Origin of the sequence: Amycolatopsis sp. WGS_07, assembly GCF_045278895.1 — a bacterium.
In the GTDB taxonomy this organism is placed as follows: Bacteria; Actinomycetota; Actinomycetes; order Mycobacteriales; family Pseudonocardiaceae; genus Amycolatopsis.
The window spans coordinates 4,986,470-5,000,311 of record NZ_CP136053.1; the positions used below are offsets into that span (position 1 = coordinate 4,986,470).

Here is a 13,842-nt window from a genome sequence, read left to right on the forward strand (position 1 = left end):
GCTTTACTGTCGCTTCGATTGCTCCGTTTCCTGGTTGGACGGTAGTCGCGGAAAGGCCTCGCGCGAAGCTGGAACCGTTGGTACATCAGAATGAATCCTGTTTGCTGGACAACGTCCGCTACGGTCCGCTGAGTCCGTATTGCACTGCTCCGAATGGTCTCAACCGCTGCGGGGAAACGGAAAATAAGCCGATCTAATCGGCGGCCGTGAATCCTTTATTACCGTGATGTGCGGCACAGTTGATTCGCCTGTGGTGCGCGTGTGGAATCCGTTGCGGCGCAACTCCATGGGGGAGGGGCCCACGGGGCGAGAGGGACGCGGCGATGGCTGCTTCGAAACGCTGGGTCACGCGCGGGCATGAGGGCATTCCGGTGCTGCGAGGGGCTTTCGCCCGCCGCGTTCTGACTCTCGTGACCGTCGTGCTTGTGTTGGTGTCGCTCAGCGGGCAGTCGTCGTGGGCGTCGACACCGGCGCAGGCAATGCCTTCGACGCCGCAGCAGCGCTCGAGTTCCGCGGCAGAGGCACCGCATACGGCGGACAATGCGCTCGGCTCGACGAAGAAGGGTGCCGCCCCGGCAACTCCGGCGGGTGCGGCAGGGGAATCCAGTTCGCACACCGCAACACCGGACCCGCATCTGTCCAATGTGAGCGGCAATGCGGACGCCGGCACCGCGGCGGCTCGGCAACGGTCCGCGCCGCCGGCGAGCACGGGCAAAGAGCTGACTGCGGAACGGACCGCGACGAAGTCGGTGTTCGAGAACACGGACGGGACCCAGACCGCCAAGGTGTACACGCGGCCGGTGCATTTCCGTGACACCACCGGAAACTGGGCGGACATCGACACCACGCTGACGCAAGGCGGCAGTGGCCGGTGGGGCGAGAAGGCGGACTCGACGTCGACGACATTCGCGCCGGCCGCGGACGATCCCGCGCTGGCGTCGATCCCGATCGGGCCGGGCAAGAGCATCGCGTTCGCGCTTCAGGGTGCTGCTCGCTCGACCGGGCGGGTGTCCGGGTCGACGATCACCTATCCCGGCGTCGCGGCGCACTCGGACTTGAGTTATCTGGCCACCGTCACCGGCGGGGTCAAAGAGACATTGACGCTGAACTCCGCGGACGCGCCCGCGACGTGGGTGTTCCCGCTGACGTTGTCCGGGGTGACCCCGTCGGTGAACGCCGACGGCGCGGTCGTGTTCACGGACGCGGGCGGGCAGGTCGTGGACACCGTCGCGCACGGATTCATGCGCGACTCGAACATCGATCCCCATTCCGGAGACGGGGTCTTTTCCACCGGCGTGACTTACGCGCTGACAACGGTCAACGGCTCGCCCGCCTTGCAGGTGAGCCTGGACTCGGGCTGGTTGCACGACCAGGCGCGCGTGTTCCCGGTGCAGGTGGACCCGTCGGTCGCGAACCTCAACACCTCCGGCTCGACCTATGTGATGTCGCCCTACAACAACGACTACAGCGGCGACACCGAGCTGAACGCCGGCACCTATGACGGCGGTGGGCACGTCGCGAACTCGTATCTGAAGTTCGACGTGAGCGGCATCAACAACACCTACATCGAAGCCGCTTCTCTGAACCTGGACGAAATCTGGTCCTATTCCTGCCAGGCCCGGCCGGTGTACGTCTCGCCGATCACCTCTGGCTGGAGCGTCGGCGGCAACAAGACCTACCCGTGGGTGTCGACCGGCGGGGCGGTCGGCTGGAGCAACGTCGCGGTCGGGCACGACTCCGGCTGCCCTGGCCCGTCGTGGGTAACGGTCGACCTGGGCGACAATCCCACCGCGGCGGGCACGCAGCTGATCGAGTCGTGGACCCACGGCGGGGCGAACAACGGCCTGGCCGTCACCGCGGACGCCCACGACTCTTACGGGTGGAAGAAGTTCGCGAGCTTCAACTCGCCCAATCCGCCGTACCTGTCGATCACCTACAGCCCTTGGGGCGCTGCCTACAGTTCCCCGGCGAACTACACCCAGCCGACCGGAACCAGCAGCGGTTCGCAGCAGGTCACCGTCACGAACCTGGGCAACAGCACGTGGACCACGGCGAACAACCACCTTTGGTACCAGCTCTACGACATGAGCTGGAAGAACCTCCGGATCACGAACCCGCCTGACGCGTGGACGAACCTGCCGGGATCGGTGGCTCCGAATCAGACGATCACGATGACCGGCAATATCGGGCCGGTCACGCCCGGTCAGTATTACCTGTGCTGGGACATGTTCAACGGCAACACCTCGTTCAACATCAGCTACGGCGTGAACTCGCCGTGCGAAGTGATCAACTCGGCGAACACGCCGCCGCAGATCGACAGCGCCAGTCCTCCGTCGAACACGGCCTTGTCGTCCCTGCAACCGCAGTTGTTCGCCACCGGGCACGATCCGGACAATTACCCGAACAAGGGCGTCACCTACGACTTCCGCGTCTACTCGATCCCGACCGGAGGCGGAACACCCGTCCTGGCAGTGGATTCCGGGGCGTTGCCGGTCGGGAACTACCGGGTTCCTGCCGGGAAACTCGCCTGGAACCAGTCCTATTACTGGACTGTGTCCGACAGCGACACGGTCGGATCCTCGAACTGGTCCACTCCGGCCTATTTCACCACCGCGGTACCGCAGCCGCTGATCACCGCGCACACTGGCGCCAACACCAGCAAGCGGAACTTCGACCCGGGCGTCGGCGATTACACCACCTCCGCGACCGACGCGAGTGTCGCGACCGCGGGTCCCGCGCTGGGGATTTCCCGGTCGTACAACTCGATCGATCCGCGCGGCGGCGGTTTGTTCGGTTCGGGCTGGTCGACGGTGTACGACATGGCGGCCGTTCCGGACGCGGACGGTTCGGGCAACGTGGTGGTCACGTATCCGGACGGGCACACTGTCCGATTCGGACTGAACCCGGACGGCACGACCTACACGCCGCCGCAGGGGACGTACGCGACGTTCGGCGGCCTCACCGGCGGGGGTTACACGCTGACCGCGCGCGGCGGCTCGGTGTACAACTTCGCGCAGCAGTCCGGGAACGCATGGAAGCTGACGTCGATCACGGACTCGTCCGGGCGCAGCCAGACGCTGTCGTACGACGCGAACGGCAACCTCGCGACCGTCGCTAACACCGGCGGCAACCGATCGCTGCACTTCAGCTGGTCCGGCGGGCACGTCGCGACCGTCGCCACCGATCCCGCTACCGCGGGCGGGCAGCCGCTGACGTGGACCTACGGCTACAGCGGCAACAGCCTGACCACGGTGTGCCCGCCGACCTCGGCCACGGCGTGCACCGCCTACAGCTACACCGGCGGCAGCGCACCGGGATCGCATTACCGCTCGACAGTGCTGGACGCGCAGCCGTATGCGTACTGGCGGCTGAACCAGGCCTCGACCGGGACGACCGCGGTCGATGAGGTCAGCGCGAATCTGGGTGCCGCCAACGGAACTTTCACGACGGTGTCGCCGAGCGATTCGACGCCGCACGCGGGTTCGCCGAGCGCATCGAGCTGGTTCAACGGCGCGGGTTCGCTGCAACTGCCGAACAACCTGGTGGCGCAGGCGACGTACCTGTCGGTGCAGATGTCGTTCCAGACCACGCTCAACGGCCCGGCCGGTGTGCTGATGTCGACCGGGCACAGCGCGATCGGGTCGGCGAACCCGAGTTCGGGTGCGATGCCGGTGCTCTACATCGGCACGGACGGCAAGCTGTACGGGCAGTTCTGGACCGGCAGCGTCGCGCCGATCGTGTCCGCGGGCAAGGTGAACGATTCGGCGTGGCATTCGGTCACGCTGGTCGGGCAGGGCAACACGCAAGCCATGTACCTCGACGGCGCGCTGGTGGGCACACGCGCCGGGACTCTGTCCAATCAGGACCCGATGAACTTCGTCGGAGCCGGCTACGTCAACGGCTACCCGTGGACCAACGGCCCGGCCATGGGATGGAGCCATTTCACCGGCAACGTCGCCGACGTCGCGTTCTACACCCACGCGCTGGGCGCGCCCGCGATCGCGCAGCAGTACGCCGCCGGAACCCAGCCCGCGGCCGAGCTGACCGGGATCACCACCGCGGCGGGCAACACCCACGCTCAGGTCCTTTACGACAACATCCTCGACCGCGCCACGAAGGTCACCGACCAGAACGGGGGAGCGTGGACGCTGGCTCCGCCGACCTCGAGCGGTTCGTCGGCGCAATACCGGGGCACGGTGTTCGCCGGTGATCCGACGGACTTCTGGCCGCTGACCGACACCACCGGAACCCAGGCGGTCAACCAGGTCCCGACCGGCGCGATCAGCGCGACCGCCGACGGGGACGGCACCTACGCCAACGTCACCCTCGGCCAACCGGGGCCGATGCCGTCCACCGGGGACACCGCGGTCTCGTTCAACGGCACCAGTTCCAGCCTCACGATCCCGGTGCAGAGCACCGCGTGGACTGTGGGCGCCAAGTCGATCGGGATGTGGTTCAAGTCCTCCACGGCCGGCGGGGTGCTGACCGGGTGGGGCGGGAACGCACTGCTCTACATCGGCACCGACGGGAAGCTGTACGCCTGGTACGGCAGCGGATACCTCCACACCCCGGGCACCGTCACCGACGGCAAGTGGCACTACGCCGTGGTGTCCCAGGCCGCGGACTTCCCGCACAACAGCATCTCCGAAACCGAATTCCTCGACGGGAAACCCGCGGCGACCGCGACCGCCCCGATCATCAACGCGCCAGGCCTGACCACCGCGACCATCGGCTCGGGTGCCTGGGGCACCGGCGCACCGGCGGGCAACGCGACCGCGAACCCGGGCGGCTACTTCACCGGATCGGTCGCCGACGTCGCCTTCTACAACACTCTGCTCACCCCCGCAGCGGTCACCGGTCTCTACACCGCGGCGCAGAACGCGAACACCGGCCCGACGCCGGTCACCACCGCGACGGTCACCGATCCGGGCGGCCACGCCCTGTCCTACCGCTACGACCCGGTCAACGGCTCCCGGCTCGTCGCCTCGACCGACGGCCTGGGCAACACCACCCACTACACCTTCGACACCAACGGATTCGGCTACACGACCACCGCCCCGGACGGCAACTACGTCACCGACACCCACGACCAGCGCGGCAACACGCTGTCGCGCACGATCGGGGACTCCAGCGGTTACGCGGCCACCACATACGCGACCTTCCCCGCCGCGGGAACGTATCCGGCCACGGATCCACGCAACGACGAACCGCTCACCACGCTGACCGCCGATTCGTCCGGGCCGAGCGACACGACGTATCGCACGAGCTACACCTACAACGCCGCGGGCGCGCTGCTGACCACGACCACGCCCGCCGGATCGGTCACCACCAACACCTACACCGCCGGCACCGAGCCCGCGGCCGGCGGCGGCACCGAACCCGCCGGTCTGCTCGCCACGCAGAAGGACCCGCTCGGGCACACCACGACCTACAGCTACACCGCCGCCGGAGACACCGCCGGCATCGTGGCCCCGTCGGGGCTTTCCACCACCGCGACATTCGACGCGCTCGGCCGGAAACTCACCAGCACACAAACCTCGGACACCTTCCCGAACGGCGTCACCACCGGCTACGCCTGGGACGGACAGAACCGGCTGAGCACCCAGACCGGCCCCGCCGCCACCGACGCGGTCACCGGCACCACCCACACGCCGCGGACCAGCTACACCTACGACGCCGACGGCAACGTCCTCACCCAGGCGACCGCCGACACCACCGGCGGCGACGCGACCCGCACCACCACCAACACGTTCAACCCACACGACCAGCTCGCCAGCACCACCGACCCGGCCAACCGCACCACCAGCTACGGCTACGACAGCTACGGCAACCGCACCAGCACCACCGACCCGGCCGGCAACACCTACAGCGACAGCTTCGACGCCAACCGCCACCGCACCGCCACCACGCTGACGAACTGGACCGGCGACCCGAACAACCCCATCGCGGCCACGAACCTCGTGCTCGACTCCCGCGCCTACGACCCGGACGGGCTGCTGGCGTCCGACACCGACGCGATGGGCCGCACCACCCGCTACACCTACGACGACAGCGGACGCCTGCTGTCCGCTGTCCTGACGAACTACCACGACCGCTACGGCACACAGGTCCCGGTCAGCGTTGCCACCGCGCTCTACGACCCGGCCGGACACCCGACCTCGCAGTTCGACCTCGCGTCTGCTCCCGGGGCGACCACGAAGACCTACGACCCGGACGGCCGCGTCACCACCAGCACCGACCCCGACGGCCACGTCACCACGTTCGCCTACGACGCGAACGACCAGGTCACGACGAAAACGGTCGCGAACGGGTCCGTCACCGAACAGACCGACTACGGCTACGACGCCCTCGGCGACCGGACCACCCAATCCGTGCACAACGGCACCACCACCCTCACCACCACCGCCACTTACGACCAGCGCGGCAAGCTGACCGGCGTCACCGACCCGCGTGGCAACGTCACCGGCGCGAAACCCGGCGACTACACCACGACCGTCGCCAGCGACGCCGCCGGCCGGATCTCCACCGTCATCGCCCCCGCCGTGGCCACCGAAACGAACGGCGGGACACCGACCTCCACTCATCCGATCAGCCAATACGGCTACAACACCTTCGGCGACGAGACCACCGTCTCCGATCCCGACGGCAACATCACCACCAGCACCTACGACGCGGACTCCGAACTGCTCGGCGTCTCCCAACCCGCCTACACCCCACCGGGTTCCACGACGTCGATCACCCCGTTGACCAAGTACAGCTACAACCCGCTCGGCCAGCAAACCTCCACCACCGACCCGCTCGGACACACCACCAGCTACACCCTCGACCAGCTCGGCGACCGCGTCACCACCACCCAACCCGCCGTCGGCGGCACCACACCGGTCTCGCGCGCCACCTATGACACGGACGGCGAACAGCTCTCGGCCACCGACCCCACCGGCGCGCAAACCCAAGCCACCTACGACGAACTCGGCCAAACCGTCACGACCACGCAGATCGTGCGCCAGCCGACCAGCGCCGCGAACACCTCCACCCTCACCTACGACCCCACCCAGACCCTGGGACCCGCTCCGCTGGGCAAACCGCTCGCGGTGACCCTGCCCGGCGGCCAGAAAACCCAATTCGGCTACGACAAAGCCGGCCAAACCACGTTGGTCACCGACGCCAACAGCCACACGACGCGCACCGCCTACGACGCGGACGGTCACCTCACCCGGACCACGCTCCCGGACGGCTCCGCCGCCACCGCGACGTTCGACCCGGCTGGCCGCAACACGTCGACCGTGCAACTGGACACCGCCGGTGCTGTCGTGCGCACGCTCGGCACCGGTTACGACCCGGCTGGCAACAAGGTCTCGGCGACCGACTCGAACGGCATTACGACGACGTTCGCCGTCGACGCGGGCAACCGCCTCACCCAGCAGGTTCAGCCCGTCTCGAATACCGCGTCGATCACCACCGGCTACGGCTACGACGCCGCGGGCCAGACCACCCGGTACACCGACGGCAACAACCAACGCACGATCTACACCTACAACTCCCTGCGGCTGCCCGAATCCACCGTCGCCCCCACAGTCCCGGGCTACACCACCGCAGCCGACACCACCACAACCCGTACCTACGACGCCGACAGCCACCTGACCAGGCTGACCGAACCCGGCGGGGTCGCCCAGACCCTCGGCTACGACGAACTGGGCCGGCTGACCTCGCAAGGCGGTACCGGCGCCGAAGCCGTCACCGCAGGCCGCACCCTGGGCTACGACCTGTCCGGACGGCTTACCTCCGCCAGCGCGCCCACCGGCACCAACACGTTCACCTACGACGACCGCGGCCTGATCCTCTCCGCGGCCGGACCGTCCGGCACCGCCAGCTACAGCTACAACACCAACGGCCAGCTCACTTCACGCACCGACACCACCGGCACCGCGGGCTTCGCCTACACGCCGACCGGCAAACTGGCCAGCGCCAGCGACCCGCTGACCGCCACCACCGCCAGCTACGCCTACAACTCCCTCGACCAGCTCACCGGCATTGGCTACGGCACCGGCAACGCCGCGCAGACCAACGCCTACGACACCGCGCACCGGCTCGCCACTCAAACCCTCACCGCACCCGGCGGCACGACCGAAGCCTCCATTGCCTACGGATACGACGGCAACGGCAACCTCACCAGCAAAACCACCACCGGCACCGCCGGGGCCGCAACCAACACCTACACCTACGACCAGGCCGCCCGGTTGACGTCCTGGGCCAACGGCACCGCCACCACCAACTACGCCTACGACAACGCCGGCAACCGCACCCAGGCCGGCCCGTGGAACTACACCTACAACGCCCGCGACCAACTCGTCACCGCTGTCAACGGCAACACAACCAAGACCAACACCTACGACGCCCGCGGCGCCCAAACTGCCACCACCGACGGCAGCACCACTCAGACCTACACCTACGACGCCTTCGACCAAATGGCCGCCTACAACGGCGCCACCACCTACACCCACGACGCCCTCGGCCGGCTCACCACCGCCGGAACCAACACCTTCGCCTACGACGGCACCGACACCACACCCGTCGGCGACGGCACCCAAACCTTCAGCCGAGACCCCAACGGACAACTCCTCGCCGTCGGCACCAGCACCGGAGCCTCCGCCGCCTTCGCCGACCAGCACGACGACGTCACCGGTCTGTTCGCCCCGACAGGGGCCAGTCTCACCGGATCCAAGGCCTTCGATCCCTACGGCAATCCCATCGCCAGCAGCGGCACCCAAGCCGACGTCGGCTACCAAGGCGGCTGGACCGACACCGCCACCAACCTCGTCGCCACCGCCAGCCGCTGGTACGACCCCGCCCAAGGCGACTTCACCAGCCACGACACGATCAGCACCATCACCGGCACCGCCGCGGCCGCCAACCCCTACGCCTACGGCAACGACAGCCCACTCATCGGCAAGGATCCCAGCGGGCACTACGCCGTGCCTTGCTTGGACGAGCCGATCTTGTGCACCGCTGGCGCTGGCGTCGCGGAGGGGGTCGTAGACGCCGGGCCCATCGCCTGGATTCTGGGCGCGCTCGGCGGCCTGCTCGCCGCGGACGACTACCACGGAACCAACAATCCCGACCCGACACCGTCACATCGCGCACCGACGCGTCCCCAGCAGTACAACGAATACGACTACTGGCTCGACGACTACGACTACTCATCCGACGCGTTCTCTACCGGAGACCTCCTTTACTGGCCGGACAGCCCAAGCGGCCACGGCAACGGACGACACCGCCCCACCAACCACCGGCACGGCCGAGTCGATCCGCACCACCGGGGCCACGTCACGACGCCCCGGCCCAAACCGCCGACGCACGACCAGATCATCGCCGCCCGCGTCTACCAGCCACCGCTGAACCAGCGCCCCAGCGGGCAGATCACCGGCCCCGGAATTGTCCCGCAGCTCGGCACGAAGGGCCCCGACACAGGTCTCTCCGACTCGCCCATCATCACCAACCTCGTAGCCAACACCAATCCCAGCGAAGTACCGGCGACGTTCGACCCGCAGGCTCAGCCAGGCAGCCCGGAGTCCTGGCCAGGAGGCCTTCCCCCAGCCCAGGCCACCTACGACGACGGTGCCTGCACCGGCGGGCAATGGCGCTTCGACGGCGAAAACTGGTCAAAGAGCGCACTAAGCTGCGCCGGTGGTGGTGATTCGGAGCCGGCTGGTGCCGATGTAGGCTATGCGTCGAAGTTGCCAGCAGCGGTGAACGCGGAAGCGGCACGCGTCATTGCCGAGGAATCAAATCGACTGAGAGGTCCGGTTTTGACTGGCGCGATGGACCTTGTGACCGGTGAAATATTTTTTGGTCAGAACACTGGCATCCCGGATCCGCTGCACCCGCTCATTGCGACTGCTTTGAGCAGCTTCGTGGGGCCGCCCGCATACAATTACGGAATACCTGGAGCGCACTCCGAGTTCAATGCCCTCAACAAGGGCCTGTTCGCTCGCGATGGGGCCAAAATTGGCGACTTCGTCTTTTATAGTGTTCGCCTAAGGGGTTCCAGGAAGATGGATCAAATCCTAAAATGCCCAAATTGCTCTCAGGTTCTGACGGACGCGGAGGACCTTCAGTAGTGGATGAACTGCCGATCGTTCCAGATGCAGAGCTGGAATTCGATTCAGATCTGATCTTTACCTATCAAGGCAGGCCATTTAGCGGAGTGGCGTACGAGGAGTCTCAAACACTTGGTCGTTCGGAGGTCTCCTACTGCGAGGGCGTTCAGGAGGGATTGGCTCGCGACTGGTATCCGTCTGGAATTCTCAAAGCCGAAACAAGATTCGCTCGAAATGACCGGCATGGTCGATATTCTGAGTACGACGAGTCGGGAAATCTTGTGGAGGAGGGGCTTTGTGAGTATGGCATCTTGGTCAGGAGAACACGCTTTGACTCGGATGGAAATGCTGTAAGCAGCTTCGCGATTGACCACACAACCGACCTTGGCGGGATGCTCGATCGACTGCGGCGTGAAGACGGTCGACGCGATGAAGGGTGAGGCTTTTACTCTTTTAAGCCGGGGTTTGCGAGCGCCATCTGGCGGTGTCGAATTATTTTCTCCGGGTGACCGGAAACGGGTCGAGACATGGTATGAATCATTGATTTGAGTACGGGTTGAGAGTCTTTCTGTGGGGCATGTGGAAAGCGGCTGAAAAGCCGGCTGGCGTCCGTGGGCTGGTGCGGGGATGGTGGCAGCTTTCTGTCAATTGTGTATGGTAGCAGTGAGCGGAACGACGTCGCCGGAGGAAATGTGCTCCCTGTATGGCCGGACACGGAGGAGGCGGCCCTTGCCGAGCAGCAGCGGCTGCGTGCACTCGTCGACCCGACGGGGCCTGGGGTCCGCGACGGTGCGCTTGTGGCCGGTGTCGATGTCGCGTACGACGATCCCAGGGGGGTCGTGGCGGCGGCAGTTGTGCTGATCGATTTCGCGTCGCTGGAGTCGGTGGAGGAGGCGACGGCGGTTGGCGCGGTCAGCTTCCCTTACGTACCTGGCTTGCTCGCCTTCCGCGAGCTTCCGTCGATTCTGGACGCTTTGGCTAGCCTGCGTCACGTCCCAGATCTCATCATGTGTGATGGCTATGGCTTCGCTCATCCGCGCCGTCTCGGCCTGGCCAGTCATCTCGGTGTATTGACGGACCTGCCGACGGCGGGGGTTGCAAAGAATCCATTCATGTTCTCTTATAGTCAGCCAGGTCAGGATAGAGGCGACTGGTCCGCGTTGATGGATGGGGCGGAAGTGGTTGGACGGGCCCTGCGTACCAGAGCGGGGGCGAAGCCATTGTTCGTATCGGTTGGCCATCGGATCGGCATCGCGGAGGCAAGTGATGCCACGCTAGAGCTGGCGCCGAAATACCGTCTGCCGGAAACCACGCGACGCGCCGACGCGCTGTGCCGCAGGACATTGGCCGAATCGCTGCGTTGAGGCGAAAAGTCCAGACGGTTGCAAGGGGTGTTCTGGTCTTTGCTGCCGCGGGCCGACTGTTGCAACTGTGAGTTGCCTGCGTCGGTCCTGACCGCGGTGCCGACACCGCACCCGTCTGCGACGGCACCCAAACCTTCAACCGCGGCCGAACGGACTGCTCCTCGCCGTCGGCACCAGCACTGGAGCGGTCGCCGCGTTCACCGACCAGCGCGACGATGTCGCCGGTCTGTTCAGCCCGACCGGTGCCAGCCTCGCCGGATCCAAGGCTTTCGACCCCTGCGGCAATCCCATCGCCAGCAGCGGGACTCAAGCCGATCTCGGCTATCAGCGCGGCTGGACCGACGCTGCCACCAATCTCGTCGCCACCGCCAGCCGCTGACATGACCCCATTCAGGGGGACTTCACCAGCCGCGACACGATCAGCACCATCACCGGCACCGCCGCGGCCGCCAACCCCTGCGCCTACGGCAACGACGACCCGCTCACCTGCAACGACCCCAGCGGCCACTTCAGCGTCAGCACGATCTGCGAGGAGGGGCTCGGCAAAGCAGCGGGCGAAGCGCCTCTCGCTGGAGATGTCGGAGACCCTCTAGGCGGTGGCGCAGTCGCCGGGGGCGGCGCAGTAGCCGGATGCGCCATCTGCCAGCTCGGGTCCTTGCTGTGGAGGCTGTGGGGCTCGGCCAGCACTCCCACCTCGGTGCCCGTCCCCGCAGGCGCTGCAGGACTTCAACGACGCCGGAAACTCCTTCTGGCACGGCCCGAATCACTACAGAAGCGGTCGCGGCAGACCAGGCCGCCCGCCAATGCACACGCCACGAGTACCGCGCAGAGGCCACGGAGCCGGTCCCGGCATGATCGTCTGGCGCCACGTCGCGCCAAGGCCGCCGGCCCACGACGAGATCGTCGCCGCTCGCGTCTACCAGACACCCATCAACCCCCGGCCCAGCGGCCAGGTAACCGGTCCAGGCATCGTGCCCCAGCCCGGCACCCAATCCGCGGCCACCAGCCTCCGACTCGCCCATCGTCACCAACCTCGTAGCCAACACCAATCCCGGCGAAGTACCGGCGACGTTCGACCCGCAGGCTCAGCCAGGCAGCCCGGAGTCCTGGCCAGGAGGCCTTCCCCCAGCCCAGGCCACCTACGACGACGGTGCCTGCACCGGCGGGCAATGGCGCTTCGACGGCGAAACCTAGCCTGCGGCAGCACCTCACCTGCTGGCGATCCGCTGTACGCTGCGGCTGACCGGAACGTCGCGACGGATGCGATCATGCCGGAGTCCGTGTGGCGAACCGATCGCGATCCGTTGTACCGACTCGACGACCGCACACCGGCGATGATTTTCGAGGAAGGGCTGAAGCCATGGGATGCTGCTGACGGACAGTACGATCTGAAGAAGTATGTTGCGAAAAACCAGCCCTCTCCGTTTGTCAGCACTACGTATGACCGGACCCTGTACCAGCGTTGGAACAAGGATTATGTATATGAAATCGACGCGCCGGGTGGAATCAAAGTAAATGCAACGATCGGCCAGCATAAGTTTTTTGATCAGAATGAAGTCGCCTTCCCCGGCGGCTTGGACCGCCGGTTCATTGTGGGTGCGCGCGAAGTCGAATCCGACGGGATAACACTCGGACCGCTCATTGAAAACCCCGCACTACAGACCTTAGTGGAGAAAAAATGAAATCCGGGTCCAGGGAGATTCGAATGGTGCGCGGTAGCGAGTCGCGCGCAGGACTGGTCGACTGGTCGAAAGAGCTTACCGAAGAGGGTCGTACTTTATATACAGTTCGGCTCGAGTGGGATGGCGAGACCGTCAGTGGCGCAGCTGGCGACATGTTCGAGGCTCTGGTCGAGATACGACGTCAAGTCGAGCCGAAAGGCTGGCTCATGGCAATTCAGGGATCTCGGCTCGATGCATATCCAAGCGGAATGGCCCGGGACATGGGGGGTGGCGAGAAAATCTACGTGCTTCGTCCGGGGCAGCCAGCGCTTCTAGCCGATTTGGTCGACACTTTAGCCGATGCGTCGATAGACGATCTCGCCACTGTGGGCGAGCAAATCAAATTCTTCGAAAGCTGGGAAAAACTGTAGCCGGATGAATCTGCATGCCGTAATTCGTTGCGTATGTCGACGGCAGTCGGTCTGAACGAGCTGCGTTTTCTGGCGGACGCTGTGATCGCAGGTGTCGGGAGGAGCGGCTCAGGTAGGGAAGGTTGTGGCGGGACCGATGGGGCGGTGCTTTCCTGAGCTTTGGCCAAGAGGGTCGGGCGCTCTCCTGGCTTGAGTATCGACTGGAGCGGGGGTCTGAGGGACGCAGATTAAGACGTTTAAGGTGCCGACATCCCACGTCGACGATTGCGTGCAGGGGCCGTTCCAAAGT

Annotated in this window: 5 protein-coding genes; all 5 read left to right on the top strand. The window is 65.9% G+C overall.

The genetic code is table 11. From position 1 onward, the window contains the following. The first annotated feature begins 323 nt into the window (after positions 1–323). The 5 genes from RPX00_RS23620 to RPX00_RS23640 all read left to right on the top strand — a co-directional run bounded on the left by RPX00_RS23620 (position 324) and on the right by RPX00_RS23640 (position 13,553). Positions 324–10,118 carry a DNRLRE domain-containing protein gene (locus RPX00_RS23620; protein ID WP_406642519.1) on the top strand — a complete coding sequence of 3,265 codons (9,795 nt, stop codon included), beginning with the start codon at positions 324–326 and terminating at the stop codon, positions 10,116–10,118. After that, the gene (locus tag RPX00_RS23625) at positions 10,118–10,537 is read left to right on the top strand and encodes a toxin-antitoxin system YwqK family antitoxin (protein WP_406642520.1); all 420 of its coding nucleotides are present in this window, start codon (positions 10,118–10,120) and stop codon (positions 10,535–10,537) included. Before RPX00_RS23620 ends, RPX00_RS23625 begins: the two co-directional genes overlap by 1 nt. Before the next feature lie 357 nt (positions 10,538–10,894). After that, positions 10,895–11,461 (top strand): endonuclease V, encoded by a 567-nt coding sequence (locus tag RPX00_RS23630; protein ID WP_406642522.1) that lies wholly within the window; start codon positions 10,895–10,897, stop codon positions 11,459–11,461. 1,268 nt (positions 11,462–12,729) lie between these two features. Then, positions 12,730–13,143, top strand: coding sequence for a hypothetical protein (locus RPX00_RS23635; RefSeq protein WP_406642524.1), 414 nt, complete (start codon positions 12,730–12,732; stop codon positions 13,141–13,143). 23 nt (positions 13,144–13,166) lie between these two features. After that, the gene (locus RPX00_RS23640; RefSeq protein WP_406642526.1) at positions 13,167–13,553 is read left to right on the top strand and encodes a hypothetical protein; all 387 of its coding nucleotides are present in this window, start codon (positions 13,167–13,169) and stop codon (positions 13,551–13,553) included. Positions 13,554–13,842 lie beyond the last annotated feature (289 nt).

Coding starts and splice junctions, on each gene's coding strand:
- RPX00_RS23620 (WP_406642519.1), top strand. CDS start 324: ATGGCTGCTTCGAAACGCTGGGTCACGCGCGGGCATGAGGGCATTCCG.
- RPX00_RS23635 (WP_406642524.1), top strand. CDS start 12,730: ATGCCGGAGTCCGTGTGGCGAACCGATCGCGATCCGTTGTACCGACTC.
- RPX00_RS23640 (WP_406642526.1), top strand. CDS start 13,167: ATGGTGCGCGGTAGCGAGTCGCGCGCAGGACTGGTCGACTGGTCGAAA.